General features: G+C 49.4%; 13 protein-coding genes. 9 read left to right on the top strand and 4 right to left on the bottom strand.

The genetic code is table 11. The features are described 5' to 3' along the window. Window positions 1-111 precede the first annotated feature (111 nt). Together EKK48_04870 and EKK48_04865 are read left to right on the top strand one after the other, a co-directional pair. The gene (locus EKK48_04870; protein ID RTL44586.1) at window positions 112-1,773 is read left to right on the top strand and encodes a DUF2092 domain-containing protein; all 1,662 of its coding nucleotides are present in this window, start codon (window positions 112-114) and stop codon (window positions 1,771-1,773) included. A gap of 6 nt (window positions 1,774-1,779) precedes the next feature. Then, complete coding sequence (locus EKK48_04865; protein ID RTL44585.1) at window positions 1,780-3,114, top strand: MFS transporter; 1,335 nt, start codon at window positions 1,780-1,782, stop codon at window positions 3,112-3,114. Between the two features lie 26 nt (window positions 3,115-3,140). Here the strand turns inward: EKK48_04865 and EKK48_04860 are convergent, their stop codons facing one another. Further along, the gene (locus tag EKK48_04860; protein ID RTL44584.1) at window positions 3,141-3,947 is read right to left on the bottom strand and encodes a hypothetical protein; all 807 of its coding nucleotides are present in this window, start codon (window positions 3,945-3,947) and stop codon (window positions 3,141-3,143) included. A 155-nt stretch (window positions 3,948-4,102) separates the two neighbouring features. On the opposite strand from EKK48_04860, the gene dapB reads away from it, so the two are divergent. The 7 genes from dapB (at window position 4,103) to EKK48_04825 (ending at window position 11,586) form a co-directional block, all read left to right on the top strand. Next, window positions 4,103-4,897, top strand: coding sequence for a 4-hydroxy-tetrahydrodipicolinate reductase (gene dapB / locus EKK48_04855; protein RTL44583.1), 795 nt, complete (start codon window positions 4,103-4,105; stop codon window positions 4,895-4,897). A 198-nt stretch (window positions 4,898-5,095) separates the two neighbouring features. Further along, a complete protein-coding gene (locus EKK48_04850) occupies window positions 5,096-5,653 on the top strand; it encodes a hypothetical protein (protein ID RTL44582.1) in 558 nt (185 codons plus the stop codon). Next, on the top strand, window positions 5,650-6,111 hold the full coding sequence (locus EKK48_04845) for a hypothetical protein (GenBank protein ID RTL44581.1): 462 nt from the start codon (window positions 5,650-5,652) through the stop codon (window positions 6,109-6,111). Before EKK48_04850 ends, EKK48_04845 begins: the two co-directional genes overlap by 4 nt. 53 nt (window positions 6,112-6,164) lie before the next feature. Further along, window positions 6,165-6,698: a hypothetical protein gene (locus tag EKK48_04840; protein ID RTL44580.1), complete on the top strand. Its 534-nt coding sequence runs from the start codon at window positions 6,165-6,167 to the stop codon at window positions 6,696-6,698. A 172-nt stretch (window positions 6,699-6,870) separates the two neighbouring features. Further along, window positions 6,871-7,905, top strand: a complete 1,035-nt coding sequence (locus EKK48_04835; GenBank protein RTL44579.1) for a hypothetical protein — start codon at window positions 6,871-6,873, stop codon at window positions 7,903-7,905. A 28-nt stretch (window positions 7,906-7,933) separates the two neighbouring features. Next, window positions 7,934-9,421 (top strand): DUF4388 domain-containing protein, encoded by a 1,488-nt coding sequence (locus EKK48_04830; GenBank protein RTL44578.1) that lies wholly within the window; start codon window positions 7,934-7,936, stop codon window positions 9,419-9,421. A gap of 116 nt (window positions 9,422-9,537) precedes the next feature. Further along, window positions 9,538-11,586, top strand: coding sequence for a VWA domain-containing protein (locus tag EKK48_04825; GenBank protein RTL44577.1), 2,049 nt, complete (start codon window positions 9,538-9,540; stop codon window positions 11,584-11,586). A gap of 87 nt (window positions 11,587-11,673) precedes the next feature. Here EKK48_04825 and EKK48_04820 read toward each other — a convergent pair whose 3' ends face one another. The 3 genes from EKK48_04820 to EKK48_04810 all read right to left on the bottom strand — a co-directional run bounded on the left by EKK48_04820 (window position 11,674) and on the right by EKK48_04810 (window position 17,117). Next, on the bottom strand, window positions 11,674-14,751 hold the full coding sequence (locus EKK48_04820; GenBank protein ID RTL44576.1) for a hypothetical protein: 3,078 nt from the start codon (window positions 14,749-14,751) through the stop codon (window positions 11,674-11,676). A 163-nt stretch (window positions 14,752-14,914) separates the two neighbouring features. After that, the gene (locus tag EKK48_04815; GenBank protein ID RTL44575.1) at window positions 14,915-15,751 is read right to left on the bottom strand and encodes a tetratricopeptide repeat protein; all 837 of its coding nucleotides are present in this window, start codon (window positions 15,749-15,751) and stop codon (window positions 14,915-14,917) included. Window positions 15,752-15,845: 94 nt separating this feature from the next. Then, on the bottom strand, window positions 15,846-17,117 hold the full coding sequence (locus EKK48_04810; protein RTL44574.1) for a hypothetical protein: 1,272 nt from the start codon (window positions 17,115-17,117) through the stop codon (window positions 15,846-15,848). Window positions 17,118-17,183 lie beyond the last annotated feature (66 nt).

Genomic DNA, 17,183 nt, shown 5'->3' with positions numbered 1-17,183 from the left:
TCGCTTGGCTCATAAGCTTAGGTAAAGGCTGATTACAATTTTCTCGGTCCGGTTTCGGTTAGCAATCCGTAATCATGACAAGCCCCGGACGTGTCCGGGCGACGCCGTGAAATGCCGCCGCCACATTCGCGTATAATGTGCGAGTGCCAGTTTTGCTGGTACTCGCATTTTGCTGTGGCGCGAGCATTTATCGATATCGAAAAGGCATCGTCTGCAGATTCAGATCGAAATCCGTCGAATATAAGAGAGTTATTAATGAAAAAACACACGCTCTTTGCGCGCAGCACGTTTGTTGGTTTGTCCTTCGTCCTTGTATCGGCTTTGCTGCCGCTTAACGTCTGTGCAAAGAAGAACAGCGCAGATTCGTCAGCGACGACTGAGGCGACGACTAATGACTCGACAACTAGTGACTCGACCGGATCTACAACCAAAGCCAAGTCGACAAAGAAAAAGTCGTCTAAAGATGGGTCACAGAAGAAATCGAGCCAGGAAAAGTCTTCTAAGTCCAAGCATTCTAAGAAGACGACATCGGAGGAATCGAGCACTTCTTCGTCGACGTCCAGCACCACTGCCGGTATCGCTGACCAGAAGAGTGATGAGGTTCTGCACAATCTTTCTGACTTGTATTCTGGCTTGAAATCATGGAAAACTCGCTTGATCCAGAAGTTGGTCGCATCCTCAGATCAAAAATCAGTTGAGCTGCTGTCAGTGGTTGATGTCAGCGTCAAGCAACCTAACTTGATTGCCATTAACTTACGCGCCGGCATGCCCGGTGGCAGCATGTATTCGGATGGCAAAGATGCCTATTTCTACTCGCAAATTCTCAATAAATACAATGTCAAACCTGCGCCATCCGATCTCGAAAAGCTTTTCGGTGACGCCAGTAGCCGATATGTGAACGGACCATACGCAATGTATTCATTGCTGCCCTCCGTTGTCGGCAAAGACCCATATGAGTCAATCATGGCTGGAGTCAAAAAAGTCGAGTATGCAGGTACTGAAGATGTTGATGGCACCCCATGCCATCATCTGCGGTTCACACAGGCTAATTTCAACTGGGACTTGTGGGTGGATGCCGGGAAGAACCCCTGGATAGTAAAGGTTTCACCCGATCTTTTCGCTGACCTTGCCAGTGCCACACCAAAAAGTTTAGGACGGGTCATACCGAAAAATACGAAAATGTCGCTCACCTTCAGATACAAAAACTGGGTTTCCAACCCCAGCTTGAAGAAGACAGCTTTCGATTTTGAGCCACCGCCGGAATCGACAGAGACCAGGTCGTTCGCCCCAGACACCGCTGAGGAGAAGCCGGAAAAACCTGAAAAGTCGCCGATGGTTGGAAAAGACGCACCGACTTTTAAAGTGCCGTTGACCGATGGCAAAGAATTCGATTTGAGCAAACACAAGAACAAAGACGTTGTTGTGATCGATTTCTGGGCGTCGTGGTGCCCTCCATGTCGGGAGAGCCTGCCGGTGTTGCTGAAGGTGACAAAGAGTTTTAAAAATGAGCATGTAGTCTTCTACCCGATCAATGTCGGAGAGAGCCTGGAGACGGTCAAGCAGTATTTGACCAAGGCTAATTTAGACATGGTTGCCGGGCTGGATTCTGATAAGAAGATCTCACAGCTTTACGGTGTAAACGGCATTCCACAAACGGTGATTATCGATAAGAATGGCGTCGTTCAAGTGCTCGACGTTGGCTACAGCACTGATATGGAAAGGCGCATTACGAGCGACCTTGATGCGCTGGTGAAGAGCAAGAGCTCGAACTAGTAAAAAATGGAGCAAGCTGAAGACGCTTACAAGAAGTTGCTGCGCAAAGTAACTTTGCGTTTGCTGCCGTTCATGTTCGTGCTCTATATCATCTCTTATCTGGACAGAATCAATCTCAGTTTTGCCGGTGCGCCGATGTGCGCAGATTTGCACTTCGATGCGGAAACATTCGGCTACGGAGCAGGAATCTTCTTCTTTGGCTACTGTCTTTTTGGCGTGCCAAGCAATATAGCCATGCAGAAGATCGGGGCGCGCAAATGGATCTCTTCGATCATGGTTGTCTGGGGATTGATTTCTGTGTTTATGGCATTCGTGCCCAATGCTCCCGTGTTTTTTGCCATGCGCGTGCTCCTGGGAGCTGCCGAAGCTGGTTTTTTCCCCGGCATGATTTTCTATTTGACAAAATGGTATCGCAAGCGTGAACACGGAATGGCTGTAGCCAAGTTCATGAGCGCCATTCCTGCGGCCGGCATTCTTGGCGGATTGATCTCAGCCAAAATTTTGGCCATGCCACCATTGTTGCAGTTGCCACCATGGAAATGGCTTTTCATAATCACCGGTAGCCCGGCGGTTCTTCTCGGGCTTATTGTCTTGTTTTACTTGCCCGACGGACCGGAAGACGCAAGGTGGCTCTCTGACGATGAGAGAAAGTTGTTAGCGAGCAATCTCCAGGCAGATAACGGAAATCATCAAACGAAGGGTGATTCAGATGGTCCAGACGGTTCAAAAAATGAGTCCAGCTCTGCTTCTACACAGGGGGCTGGTTTGATTGCGACATTGCTCAATTTAAGAGCCTGGATTTTCGCCCTGCTCTATTTTTCACTGACGCTCGGTATGTATGGTTTTCAGCTCTGGTTGCCTCAGATCGTAGGATCTATTTCACATGGAGATGCTGCTCAGACAGCGCTTATCTCGGCTATTCCGGCTGCGTTCCAGGCTCTTGGAATGATTTTTATTGCTGGAAATTCTGATCGAACAGGTGAACGACGCTTTCATTTAGCAGGTGCTGCCCTGATAGCTGTGGTCGGACTGGTGGTGGCATCGGTGGTGCAAAATTCTTTCGTCGCCATGGCCGGTCTGTGCCTGACTGCTTTTGGAATCTGGGGTACAGTTGGTCCATTCTGGGCTTTGCCGACTGCAGTTTTTGCCGGTTCGGCAGCACCCGCTGCCATAGGATTGATTAATTCAGTTGGTAACCTTGGCGGTTTCGTCGGTCCGTACATAGTTGGCGCCGTCAAGGAACATTCGTCTGGATTTGCCGGGTCGCTCTTGTTTATGGCTGGTTCGTTGCTGTGTGGAGCGATTCTCGCTGTAATAATGCCGCGCGTCAAACACCGCTGAATAAATTCAGCAAATGCAGTCAGGCTTTACTCTTGATCGTCCAGAACCGTTAAATCTTTCAATCCCTTTTCGCGAAGAAACTGGTTGAACAGCGGTTTAAGAGCCAGACCCTTAGACTCGAAGATCGGCTTGAAGTCTTGAGTGCGCTTCCATATTACTTCTGATTTGATGGTAGTAACCGGTTTGCCCTCTTCGTTGAAAACAAGTTTTGTTTGCTCGTCAAGGAGATCGTCGAAATCTACAGGTGTCATCGTGTCGATGACTTCCGTTTTGTAGGAATTGATAATTCGTCCTCTGGCATTGACTTCGAAGACTGCCATTCTTCCCATTACGACTACTTCGTTTTGAGTGACTCGCAGTGGATGCGAATAAAACAGGAAACTATTGGTGTCGTAGTCTTTCATCCTGCCATGTGTCCAGACATTTTCACGACAAAAATTCCAAATGCTCTTCTGTCGATCGTACTGGTGACCGATAGTTTCACGTCCGAGACATTGATAGACAGCCGGTGTTTCTTCTGTTTGTCCTGAGCGATGGTCTTTCATGTATTTAGTTTTTGCCTGCGTCGATTCCCAGCGACCTGCGCACCAGGCCGGCACGCGGTACCAGAATGTCGAGCTGTTGTGCGCATCTTTCAGCAGTCGTTCCGCACTTTCTTTGTCGAACGTTTTGCCGCTGCGAAGACTTGGGTCAAGTGGTTTGACCGACCTGGAAGATTGAATTTCCGCCAGAGGCATATTCTCGATGCTCGATTCAAACTTCTGTACGCCCGCCTGCAAACGGTCTGTTGCTTGCACCCCAGTGGCAAGCGGAGCGAGGCAGAATAGAATCAAAAGTGACGTCTTTATTTTGTGATGCACGTTGTCAATTTGGCTGTTTAAAAGGTGTGCTCACAGCTTAACAAAGCAGAGCTTTCTCGGCATGTTTTCAGTGAACTCTTATAATACTTTGATATTCTCGGGCCGGTTCAATTACAAGTGGAGTAATCATGACGCTGAAGGTATGTATTGCAGGAGTGACCGGTTGGACTGGCAGAGCGGTTGCACAAGCGGTGGCAGCAGCCGATGACATGGAGCTGGTTTCTGCAGTAAGTCGCAGCGCCGCCGGCAAGAGTGTCAGGGAATTTCAGATAGATAGCGATGTCGAAATTTCTCAGACTGTCGAAGATGCTCTGCGTGTTCAAGTAGATGTGTTTGTAGATTACACCAGTGCGGCGTCAGTTAAGGACCATACATTCTACGCCGTCGGCAAGGGCGTCGCTGCTGTTGTCGGCAGCTCCGGTCTCAGTGCAGATGATTTCAAAGAGCTGGAGAAACTCGCCAGAGAACAGAGCGTTGGTGTAATCGCTTGCGGCAATTTCAGTATCACGGCCGCGCTGGCAAAACATTTTTCATTGATTGCTGCTCAGTATTTGCCCAGTTGGGAAATCATCGATTACGCAGGCGCTTCGAAGATGGACGCGCCCAGTGGCACCACGCGCGAACTGGCCGAAACTATGGAACAAGTGCGGAAGAATAAACTTGGTCGTGAGATAAAAGATATAGTCGGCGATAGTACCGCACGCGGTGCGCAGATTAAAGGTACTCCGGTCCACAGTTTGCGTTTGCCCGGCTACACGTTGGCTTTCGAAACTGTTTTTGGATTGCCCGATGAACGCCTCACTGTTCGTCATGACGCGGGCACGAGCGCCGCGCCTTATGTTGACGGCACGATGCTTGCGCTCCGGGAAATTTCGAAGGTCAGGGGTCTGATTCGTGGGTTAGACCGCCTGATGTTTCGTTGATTTGGACTGTTTGATGTTTCGTCAAATCGGTTCGCGTGAGGTTCGTTAATTCGGACCGCTTCAGGTTCGTTAATTTGCCCCCGCCACGGTTAGGTAGTGCCGCCCGGTGGCACATAGTACATTACCAGCCATACGTCCCTGTGGCTGCTCCCGAGATCATGGCGAGTAGACCAAACCGTTCCGGCGCTTGGAGTCCCCGTGCACACACACCTTCACTTCAGCTCTCCATGTTCCCTGTCGCGCCGTCGTCGCGGCACGACGCTGGCCGAGATGCCGTTGGCGTTATGGATCATCGTCGTCGGCATCTGTTTTCCCCTCTTGATGCTTGCCATAATCACAGTTCGATATGGATTTTTCTGGAATGCTTGCAGGCAAGCGGCACAACAGGCGTCTAAGTGTCCGACATTCGAGAACAACTCTTCGCAGGGACCTTCTGCAGTCAACACCGCTGATCAGGTGGCAGGGATGGCTGCAAGTTCGTTCAACGGAATCTCCATAGTCAACCCTGTGCATGTGTACATACTTCAGACAGATGTGAGCGCAGGTACAAGCATCACCAACCCGGACAGGCAGAAACTGGCTGCGGCTGCGGACACAGACAAAAATATCTATGAAATTCAGGTGGCGCTAAACGGTCTGATTGCACCGCTTGTGCCGGTCAGTTCGTTTGGAAACATTCCGGGTTTGACGAGTCCGTTCCCTGTCACTGTCAGGGCTCAATATTCGTGCGAAGTACCTCAAGGATTAGATCAGTGAAAAAATTACATCTATCCAAATACAGGAATTCATCCGGCTTCAGTTTCATAGAAGTAGCAATCAGCTCTTTTCTGGTCATGATTCTGGCGGTAATCGCTATCAACATCAGCATTCTGGTGTTTGCCTGTGCTGTAAATGATAAGGCTTGTCGTGACGCAGTTCGTGCTGCCGCTCAGCAACCAAACGCCGCCAAGGCGCAAAATTTTGCTCTCGCATCTATCAAGAATCACAAAACGGACGGATTCTTCATCAGCCAGATACAACTGACAAATTTTAACTACAACGATTTTAACGGCGCACCGCCTCCGGGGCAGTGCCCTCTCGTTCAAGTGACGACGAGTGTTGATGTGACTCTACCGGCTCCCTTGATTTTCTTTGGTACGAGTTTGACGAACAAAATGAAGTTTTCGCAGATTTATACAAGCCCCATTATCAAGACGAAGGTCGTTATGCCATAACGTGTCGGGCGTTGAGAGGGCAGCGGAGCCGCAATTTAACTAAGGTGATTCTCTTGAGATACGAACATATCGCTCCAGCCCTAATGTCATTCACAATCGCCTGTACGGCGTCGATGCAGAACGTGTGCGCTCAAAGCCCGCCAGCGGATGCCGACCCGCGACACAGTGCAATTTATAGTTTGCTTCAAGCCGGCAAGGGGCGCGAAGCGCTCTCTCAACTGAACACTGTTGCCACACCGGGTCCCTGGGAATTCTATATGCGTGGACAAGCTTGCCAGATGGTCGGTGAGCCGGTCAAAGCTGCTGAGTGGTATAAGACTGCTGTTTTGCAAGATGCGCAAAATAATCTCTACCGCACCAAGGCAGTCGATGCCTTGCTGGCAATTTGCAAATGCGATGAAGCAATTCAATTATGCAGCGACGGCAGCAAATTAGCCAGTGACGCATACCAGCGCCAGCGTTACGAAAGCAAAATCAAAGACATCGAGAAGATGAAGCAGAATCTTGCCAAAGGTGCGGAAAATATTGCGCGGCACAAGCGAGAACACGCATCGCAGCTGCAGCAGGCTATGGAAACCAACAAGTGAAATGACAAGCTCCATACACAATGCACCTCTTTCTCTCGAGTTCACTCGAGTAGCAGGTCCGTTGCGTAACGCTTTTGCATTTTTGATGCTGGGTGGTGGCAGTTTAGTAGTTATGGCTCTGTTTTTTCTTGTGCGCCAACCCCAGGTTCTGATGCGCGACGATGTTCGTTCTATGCTGCAAGAACTGAGCGGCAGTACTTTGTTTTTTGTCGTACTGCTGAGTTATCCACATTTTGTCTGGTCCTACCGATTCGCTTACCAGCAGGGTTTTGATTTCATCAAACGGCATAGTGCGCGCCTGATTACCTATCCGCTGGTTCTGTCAGGGCTTTTGTTTCTCTGCGCAATCAGTTGGGGTTATCCGATTTCGAATTTGCCCGTTCTGGTGGCCTTTGAAAATAGTTGCCGAAGTATTGGCATTAATTTGAATTGGTCACTCTACAATGGCGTTGGGCAGCTGCTGTTCTCGTGTCTTCTGGTTCTACAGATCGTCATGTCCGGCCATCATTATTGCCTGCAGGCTTACGGCGTTGCCCTGTCGGAAGGCGAAAAGCACGGCTATGCGTTAACTACGGGACAGAGGAAGCTGCTGCGAATCAATTTGTATTCCCTCTGGGCTATGAATCTACTTTCTGGCTTCGCATTCCTTTCTGTGTTGAACAGTCGAACTTTTGCTTTTCATGCCCTCCAGTTGCCTGCGGCTATAAACCTTACATCTTATGCGTTTTTCGCGCTGACCACCGTGCTGGTTCTATGGAAGATTTTGCTGGTAAATCGAAAGGTTCCACCGTTTCAATTTGCGATTCCAATTCTTTCTATATGGTTCTGGCTGCAACCGTTTGTGCAACCCTATGGTTTTCAGTTTCTGGTGGTGCCTGTCGCGCATGGTGCACAAAATCTTTTTTATGCCTATCAAGTCGAGATCAATAATTTTGATTCTTCCTTAGCATCAATCAAAAGAAAGCTTCAGCCGTTCGGCCTGCTGATTGTGCTGTCGTTATTGGCGATGGCGATTGGATATATGAGCTTTCATACTATTCCAGTAATGCTTGACCGGGCGCGCCTCATTCCTGGTCTTTTGCCGAATTTCTTCTTTCTTTCTGCATTTATTTTGATCAGTACACATCACTATGTTCTTGACGGCGCCGTTTGGAAACGTGATTCGAGAGCTAGACAGGTTTTGCAGGGAATAACAGAAAGAGAATAAAGGTTTTACGGGTTTAAGAAGAGTCGTCATGCTGCAGAACTTCCATCATTCATCGCAACCACGCAACATAAAGCTGGAAAAGCAATCCGGGCTTCCTTCCGTCAAATTGCTCGAGGAGATGATGAAGAAGTCGATGATGACAGCTGGAGCGTTGGTGGAATTGCCCTTTGGCGATGATGCCCAGGCTTTTAATCTCACTGTTAAGCGTGAGCAGGGCAGCTGGCTGTGGATGCTCTACCACGATGACGGTTTTAATTCCGGTCTGGAATGGAGTCACGTCACGCATAGTGCAGATCAGATTTACACACTCATCAGTAACTCAAATCTCGGTTTCATGATGAGTAAACCGGCTCAAAAGGCGCTGCCGACCTCCACTCAGCAACAAAATGCTGCCGCGCCTGCCGACACCGGCAGCGTGTTCAAGGCTCGTCAGGGTTCGTTGCAGGGCAATCTGAAGAACATTCAAATTGGCAACCTCTTTCAATCTATTAACATGAACCAGATGAATGGCATTCTCGAAATTGTCGCACCGTCAAACAAGGCGCAGGTCTATTTTGTTGAAGGCAATCCTGTTCATGCTGCTCTTCGTGGTGCAGAAGGCACTGAAGCGATGATTCAATTGCAAGCCTGGGAAGAAGGTGAGTTCACATTCTTCGATGAGCGCGTCAATGTAAATAAGACTATCGACCGTGGTTTGATCGGGCTTCTCATGGAAGGAGCGAAATATATAGATCACTCCAAGTATTTGACTCAAAGCAAGTTGTCGCATGAGTCCTTTTTGATTCCTGTTAACGATACGGACATCGAGCAGGCACTTTTAGCGAATGGTGTCGAATGCAAATTGTCTGATGTGATCGCGATTTATAAGCTTATTGATGGTGCAAAAACCTGGGGCGAGATTCTGCGCGACATCGAACTTGCTAAAAGCGAGTGGGTGCCGGTCATGTTCAATCTACTCAGTTGTGGATTGGTGCGCATCAGCACTGCGCCAGGAAAGATGCGGCAGAATATTGTTGAAAATAGAATGGATTGGAGAACTGTTCAGTCTTTCGAACAAAGTCTGTGTCGAGCTGATAGCGGATTGTACACACATCCTGCCCTCTTGTACTTTCTTGCGCAGGAATGGTTCAAGTATGAATCTCTGCAAGTTCCTTTTTCGCTTTTGGCATTCGGTTTTGCTACGAAATTCGACACTCCGCAATTGCAGGTTCCTTTCAGAAGCAAGGCTATAGAAGAATTGCGCGAAAAGGTGTTTCGCGCTAAGCACAAATATGATCTGCTCTGTCACTTCGGCGCATTTTCATACGCCATGCTATTGCCGATGAGCAACAGAAAATCTGCTGATCGACAGGCTGAGACAATCGCCGAAATTTGCTCAACTATCAGGGTTTCGGAAGATTATGATCCATCCAGAATCGAGTTTCGCGGTGGTATAGCAAATGTGCCGGAGGACTGCCGATCTCTTGATGAAGTTTTAGCTCTTGTGGAAGGGGGCTTGGGGTTCAGGGCGACTTAATGTCCGTGCGTAATGTCTTGTGGCTTACAGTCCACAGCAGGGGACTTCCTGCCTGGCCGGATGGATGATACGATGTTAATCTGGGGGGCGCCTTTCGGGCGCTGGGGGTGAGCATAATGCGCAAGCCATCAGGACAAGTTGCGATAGCGCTAAACTTAGTAATCGCCCTCTTTGTGGTCGGTTCACTCGGCATCGCGGCTTATGAAATGACGCGTATTTTGCTGGCTCGCGAGCAGTTGAAAAACTGTCTCGAATTCGCAGCCCTTGCAGGTACCGCCTCTCTCGCCTCTTCCAGTGCCAGTGGGGCACCAGCAACTGCAGAAGCGAAAGCGGTTGCTTTGAACATGTTTAAAATGAATTCGATCCTGGGGCAGCCCCTTGCTTCTAACGTGCGAGAAGTGCCCAGTCTCTCGCAAATGAATCCGACGACAGCGAGCGTAGATATGTTCGTCGAATTTGATGATCCAATCAGCAAACAGCCTACCGCCAATCCTTCTAATGTGATGCGCTTGTACGGCGCCTACAAGTATGTTCTCTTCTCAGGTGGTTTTGGTTCCATTGGTGTGCTCAGCTACAACTTGACGGAACAGGCATTGTCGGCGCTCCCTGCGCTCGATTTGATACTGGTTCATGATAATTCCAGTTCGATGGACGATCTGACACCAGTTACGGTTGTGCGTCGTTACTACGACCCCAACGTTTACCCGCCGCAGCCGTCATACACGATTCCAACGCCTGGAGGTGCGCCTGAACAGGGACCAATTTCTGGGGTGTTCTGTCCTGTTTTGATTGGAACTCCGTTGAATGGTTTGGAGCCACAAAATCTCGACGCTGCAGGTGATCCCAGAAATTCTTTGTGTCTCAAGGAATTTTCGGAAGTAGGAAATGTAGGCACCACCGTACCTCTCAGGGGGGTCACAAACACTGGTGCAATGCCGGGTGATGCACCGGTAGCCTATGGCGGAGTAGGATTAGCGGGGATGTCCGTGGGTCCGGGAAATACTAGTGCTACATTTGGTAAAGGAAACGCGGGTGGTGGCACTGCCGGTGCCCCAGTGGCGTCTTTGCCTGGAGCGAAAGTTGACAAGATCGCTATGATGCGTCATCAGCAAGACAAGCGTTCCGCCGACCTCCTCACTTATTTCTTTAACAACATCGCTGGTGCGCCAGCCGAAGCTCAAACTCCTCCTGCGTACAACCCGTGGGGCGCAGACGCTTCGATGTTTACCGATGTCGTTGTTAACATTGATGGCAATAACACATTCAATGGTACGACTATCGGCGCATTCTCCTTCCCCGATTATCGTTGGCTGGTCGAAGCTTCGCGAGGCAATTTAGAGAATGGTGCAGTTGCACCAGATGCAATTGCTCCTGTCCAGGCCACTCAAATGGGTGATGCTGCTAACCCCGGCTACAGAAGTGCTTATCGAGTCGCTGCTTATTCTAAGCTCGAGCCAAAAGGGACGATTGATAGATCTTTGCTTGGATTTGTCACCAAAGTAGCTGAAGCTTCTGATTGTCACTTCGGATTTGTTGGATATAACGATCGTGCCGGTACTTCGCCTACCGATACAAACGCTGCTCAGCGAGTTTCCTGGGCCTACACGGTCGCGGGTACTGGAAGATACCTGATACCAGCCATACCGCTGGATCAAGGTGGAGATAACATAGCTGCGGTTTCGGCATTGTTGTCTCCTCCTCAAGATGACAGCAATCCCATGTTTGTACCGAATGGCGGTTCGAATCTTGCTGATGGTCTGCAAAAGGCTTATGACATGTTGACCGGTCCAGGAGCGCGAACCGGAGCAATGAAAGCCGTTGTCGTTGTAACAGACAAGGTGCCAACAAGAGATCTGGCTGGAACTCCATATACAGATCCCGCTGCAAATGGTCCGGCTATTGGTGATGCGCTTGTAGTAGCGCAGAATCTTGGAAAGAAAGGCATTCCGATTTTTATGGTTGGTTTCGACCATACCGGCGGTGCAATGACTCCTTATATGCAAAATCAGTTCAGCGATGTCAGCACCAATGGTATCGTCGGTGCTGCTGGTCATGGTGGCGTATTGCATACGACTCAATGGACTGATGCTGCAACCAGCCAGGCTGCGCTGAACGGAAAGTTCAACAACATTGTCAGGCAGCTGGTTGTGTTGAACCGAGGTTAGCCGCTGAACTCAGACCAGGTTCTGACCGTGTCGTGGTCGTGTCGTGGTGCTGCGTCGAAGCTCTTCCCTTTCTCGTTTACCGATGCTCTATTCTTTCATTTCGAATTTTGTGGAGTTCGTCACTGTGTCTGCACTGCTATGTTTCATTCGGCGCAAGAAGAGAATCACCCCTATACATGCTAAGACGATTACGACTAGCACTATGGGGAGCAGTGGTGCTGTCTGCCGCATCACACCTACTGTCAGTGGCAGACCACTGCTTCGTGAAACCAGGAAAGTGGCCGGTGTTCGATCTTTGTCGTCGACGATTTTGTCGTTGCGACGAGGATTCATATCCTTTCCGTCTTTGAGTTCGACGTAGTCGGCGACACCCGGTGCGCTGAGTAGCGGCTGACCATTGCGGTCGAAGCCACGGATAAAGAATCGACAGTAATCAAGGCAAACGCAATGAATCGCGCCGGGCTTCCACGGGGGTTCATCTGCCCAGGCATGCGCTTGTCTGGTGTGATCTGTCCAAGTGGCGTCAGCCGCAGCGAAACGTTTATATTGTACTACCGGCTGATCTGCTTTGCCTGTGAACGGATTCGTATAGCGGAAATCCTTTGGCGAAATGTGTTCCATTCTTTCAGCATCACTGGGATATATCTTCGATTCCTTAAACTTTGCTGTCAGGAGTGCTGCATAGGTGTCGAGCTTCCTGGCGATTTGCAGTTCAGGTGCACTGGCACCATAGAGTATTGTGCCGTCCTGGTCTACATATCCTGAGTCCGTTCGTTGCAGCCATATCTCGCGCTTCGCCGGCGGTGTCATGCACAGAGAAAGCAGATCTGCGTCACTGACTCCTTTCATTTTTCCGTGAATTGCTTTTCCATTGATGCTGAGAACTGTATCTTTGTCCGAGATAGTAAGACTTTTGGCCCCGTCAACTGATTTGTAGTGATGCTGATCTCCTACCGCTGAAACAGTTGAGGTATGAAGATTATTGCTGTCTGTGTACAGAGACTTAATCAGAGTGCTTGAACAGACCAACAGAGCTATTGAAAGAACCGCGAGCAACAGACCTGACCGAACCATCGGGGATTTCGCCAGAGGATGTGCAGCTATAGTCTTTAGCCAGAGTGGGCGTCGGTCGTCTTTGTTTTCCTTGGCGACAATACTTGCTTGTTTTGCGGCTGCGATGCTTTCGGCTATGGAAAGCGGTTTGGCATTGCTTTCCATATTTCTTAGCTTGGATGAATCGTACCTGATAATTTTCAGTGGCTTTGGCTTGGCATCGTGTTCCACGCTGGGCATCGTAAATGCCTTGAATACAAGCGTTGGAGAAGTGGACCGTTTTGCGATTTTCGGTCTGACTTCGACAGCACTCGCTTCGCCGTCTTGTCCTGTTGCGAGATTGATCGGAGACTGACTGGTGCTCGTTAGAGGTTCTTCCAGTAACGGCTCGTCTACTGGTTCGACGTAATCATGTTGCGCTGGCGGTGCCAAACTTTTAAGAATCATTGTGCGGGCAATTTGCCGACCGCCAGGGTTGTTAGGTTGATGAGCTGGAATTACATTTGAATTGTGGCGAGCTACTGCACTATCGTCTGACTGTTGGATGCCTGGGGGATTGGCGGCGGCAATAGCTGCAGCAAGGTTCGGACCAACGGAAGTATTCGATGTGAAGGTTGGATTGGTGCCACTCGCAACAGTTTGATTCGGTCCAATGGTTGGGTTTGAACCGGTCGCGGTGGTCGGGTTTTGGCCCATGGCTGGGTTGGAACCAGTTGCAGTGGTCGGGTTTTGGCCCATGGCTGGGTTGGAACCAGTTGCAGTGGTCAGATTTTGCCCAATGCCGGGTTGGTCACCGCTTGTGGTGGCACGTTGTGGGGCAGCCGGCATCAGTTGTTCGAATGTTGGGTCCATTCCATCAATCGAATCACCCCTTCTAAAGATAAGGGTTCTTGCGGTTGGTCTCGGTTTTGATGGTTGTGCATTTTGCGTGCTTGCGCCATTTTGCGGCGAAGGAGGTGTTGCATTCGATGCAACGTTACTATTGGTATGCGCAACTTCTGTTGTGGTTTGAGGTTTAGGTAACCTTGACAGATCTAGCAGGTCGAGACCGACTTGGCTTTTAGTGAAGGAATCGAATATGAGTGTTGCGGCTGGACGGCGCTTTCCTTTCTCGCCGGTTCCGGCATTAATCGGCGCCGCTTTCGCAGGGATGGTTGAGGGGTTAGCAGTTTGGCTGGTGACTGGATTGGCACTGGTTGGAGCGGCAGTTGGGGTTGGACTGGGGACGGGACTGGCAATTGGAGTCGCAGTTGGGGCTGGACTTGTGACGGGACTGGCAATTGGAGTCGCAGTTGGGGCGGGACTGGCAACTGGAATTGTACTTTCACCTGGGCTGGCGACCGGAGTAGCTTCTGGGCTGGTACCTGCATTGGGACTGGTAGGCGAAATGCCAACTGGATTCGGAGCGCCGACTGGATTCGGAGCGGCGACTGGATTGGGATTTATTGCTGGTTCGGTAATTGGACTTGCAGCTAGATTGGTGAATGGATTTGGAGTCGTCGGCGCATTAGTGACTGGATTCGTGTCTGAATTCGTGCCCGGAGCTTGGTTAACAGGTGGAAATTGAAATGGGTTTGGTCCAACAGCCTTAGGCGGTTCTGGTAGGACAGCTTTTGGTTCGGGGAGAGCCAGATCCGTCTTTGGTTCGGGAAGTGCCTGTTCCGTTTTTGATTCGGGGAGGGCGAGTTCTGTTTTTGAATCAGAGAAAGCCTGTTCTGTTTTTGATTCGGGGAGATTTAATTCTGTTGTCGGTTCAGGGAGAGCAATCTCTGCCTTCTTAAAAATTGCAGCAGTCGGTTCCTCAGAATCGTCTTCAAACTGTTGCATCATTGCAAACGAAAAGAGCGAAGTAGCCTCCGCTTCTGGTTTAGGAATTGGTTCTGCAATCGGCTGTGCTGTGGTCTGAGCTGTGTTTGCTGGCTGTGGCTGCAGATGATTTTCCGACGAACCGGTGGTTAAGTCTTCCGCTTCATCGACGACATCCCACTCATCAAGGCTGATGTCTTCCAGGATGTGTCCGAGCATATCATCGTGATGGCTGTGCTTACTCGAAGCACCATCATTGGTGCCCGGCTCTTTTTCGTTATCATCGAGTGCCCGCTCGTCTGCCATTCCATACTCTTCCTACCGTTCGTTATGCCCAGATTGGAGCACGATTGAACCCGTTAAGATTGACGAACCACTGGAGGAGCAGTTGTCGTCTCAACTAGACGGGGAAAAGTTAAGATGTTCGGCAGACTGGCTCAGAAAGCTTACCTGTAGCCGGGTTGCAGAATTAGTAGTAGATTACTCCTTTGTTTGGCTGTGTCAGATAATTTTTCTCGATTTCTGCCGCGCGTTTCAATTGTTCGTCTGCGCCCTTCTTGTCGCCTAATTTGTTCAGAACCTCCGCATAGCCTTTTAGTGCTCTCGTGGCTTCGTTCATTCTGCCGTTATCTGAAGAAGGCGAATTTTTCTCTGCAGCCAATATGTCGACTGCGCTTTTATATGACGCTGCCGCATCTTTCCAATTCTTGAGCTGCTGGTCCATTTGGGCAACGCTGTGCAAGAACAGACCGGTATCATAGTGATCTTTTCCCGAAGCTTTGCTGCTAACATCAGCACCCTGCTTGTAATAATCTTTTGCATCAGCGTAGCGCCTGGCTTTTTCGCATGTGTTTCCCAGTAGTTCGTAGGCAAAAGCGACCTCCTTACTGTCTTTGCCATAGTTCTTCTGATTCAGTTCTAAAAGCGATTTGTAGTCTCGTTCGGCGTCATCGTACTTGCCTTCAAGAAATGCCTTGTAGCCAGACTTGGAAAGTTTTTCTTCATTTGGATCTTTGGGTTTCTCGCCCTTCTGCTCCGCACAGAGATAAATTCCGCTCTGCGAAAAGTTCAGATGGTCTGACGCAGTCATGCTCTTAGTTGAACGCTCAGAGTCGGAAAGATTCTGGACGCCGCACATAAGTCGTGCAGTCTGCTGCAAGGAGAGTCCTTCGACAACCTTTGCGAATTCCAAGTTATTGACCAGGGCAGACGATTCATCGTTGCCTGGCTTGTTGAAGAGCCTTTCTCCAGGCAAGTCACCGTTGCGGAGCAGTTCGAGCGTCATGGCAGATCCTCGCATAGTCATCTATACGGCTATACTGCGTGACAATCTTTTCAAAACTGTGTCATTCAGAGAACTTGTCTCAAAATCGTTGATCAAATCTGTGTTGAGTTCAGAGTCACGGACCAATCCTGTTAGGCAGCATGGTATTCGTGAAATTGCCGGACACCACAGCTGGTGGCGACGGCTGCTTACACTCGATAAAATACTTCACTTTTCTGGTGTTACCAGAATACCGATTGCTCTGGATTCTTATTACTTTGATATCCGGAGAATCCACGAATATAACCGATGACTCAAGTCCAATCTCCCGTTCGTTTTCGAGCCCTGCGTCGGCAAGAACGTTTTGCGAGATAATGAGCGAATCGAGACAGGACGCGCAACGTATTGAGTCTCTGGCGCTTCGATTGACCCTGTTGTTGATGACGCTCGCTGCTCTTACGTTGTCTAGATCGATTGCGCCCTTCGTAAAGTTAATTCCGAGTGGGATTACAGCACAAGTCATCACGTTATTGTTAATCTGCGGGTTGATCGATGCATTTTCAACAATTCCGCTCGTGAAACCATTGATTGTGTTGCGCTGCACTATGCTTCCAGAGCCTCGCTCTGCTCGTATGCCATCACTTCTGAAAACATTTTGGCTGGAAATACCAGTCAGATTGTTATCGGTGATTGAATTACTTTGCCCGCTTTCATTCAGCACTCCTATACTTTGGAGCTCAAATGGAATTAATGAGGGGCGAAGATTTCCCGAAATTCTGTTCTGTCTAACGTTAGTCGAAATCGCGTTGGTCAGTCTAATGCCGCCCGGCGCGAGCATCTGATTGTTCGTGATTAAGCCGGCGGAAGCATTGTTTTTGACCCAGACACACCAATGAAAAACCAACGCAGACGCTGCTTCGTCAGGAAGTACGTCAAACTTATTGCCAGAAATCCTGTAGTTTCTTGCGCCATCTACAACGATCTGATTGATGGGAGTTATAGGCGGCGGGAAGTTCCTGTCTACCTTAGCAAAAGCGAGGTCCAAAATAGAACTTCTGTCGCCTGAAAGAAGTATGTATGCGTCAGGATCGTCCGGCAGCAAAGTCGCGTTTTGCCCGCGCATGGTTATACCAGCTCCGCTGGCTACAAACTCACCGGTAAATAAGTATTTCCCGGGCGGAAAATAGACAGTACTATCAGATTGTCGGTTTGCGTCCTTGAGTGCATTCTGGATGGACTCTGTGTCATCGGTTGTACCGTCACCCTTCGCTCCGTAAGACTGGACATTAAATGTTCGACCTCTGGCTGCTGATGATTGCGCATCAGACAAAGGAGCCGCCACTACCGACAATGACAATAGAAGTCCGCATGCCAAACCAAAAGTCGAGAATTTGTTGTTGCATTTCATTTTGTTCAACCAACTAAATGTCGTCTTCTAGATTTGCCCCATTTCAATACAAAATCTATCAGCGTT

This window comes from Candidatus Melainabacteria bacterium (genome assembly GCA_003963305.1).
Taxonomy (GTDB): Bacteria; Cyanobacteriota; Vampirovibrionia; order Obscuribacterales; family Obscuribacteraceae; genus PALSA-1081.
The sequence above is the reverse complement of the archived record's forward strand: the minus strand, read 5'-3'. Positions and strand labels throughout refer to the sequence as shown.

What these genes read in the sequence shown, in the direction of transcription:
- EKK48_04870 (RTL44586.1), top strand. Translation starts at nt 112, where the DNA reads ATGCCGCCGCCACATTCGCGTATAATGTGCGAGTGCCAGTTTTGCTGG.
- EKK48_04865 (RTL44585.1), top strand. Translation starts at nt 1,780, where the DNA reads ATGGAGCAAGCTGAAGACGCTTACAAGAAGTTGCTGCGCAAAGTAACT.
- dapB (RTL44583.1), top strand. Translation starts at nt 4,103, where the DNA reads ATGACGCTGAAGGTATGTATTGCAGGAGTGACCGGTTGGACTGGCAGA.
- EKK48_04835 (RTL44579.1), top strand. Translation starts at nt 6,871, where the DNA reads ATGCTGCAAGAACTGAGCGGCAGTACTTTGTTTTTTGTCGTACTGCTG.
- EKK48_04830 (RTL44578.1), top strand. Translation starts at nt 7,934, where the DNA reads ATGCTGCAGAACTTCCATCATTCATCGCAACCACGCAACATAAAGCTG.
- EKK48_04825 (RTL44577.1), top strand. Translation starts at nt 9,538, where the DNA reads ATGCGCAAGCCATCAGGACAAGTTGCGATAGCGCTAAACTTAGTAATC.
- EKK48_04820 (RTL44576.1), bottom strand. Translation starts at nt 14,751, where the DNA reads ATGGCAGACGAGCGGGCACTCGATGATAACGAAAAAGAGCCGGGCACC.
- EKK48_04815 (RTL44575.1), bottom strand. Translation starts at nt 15,751, where the DNA reads ATGACTATGCGAGGATCTGCCATGACGCTCGAACTGCTCCGCAACGGT.
- EKK48_04810 (RTL44574.1), bottom strand. Translation starts at nt 17,117, where the DNA reads ATGAAATGCAACAACAAATTCTCGACTTTTGGTTTGGCATGCGGACTT.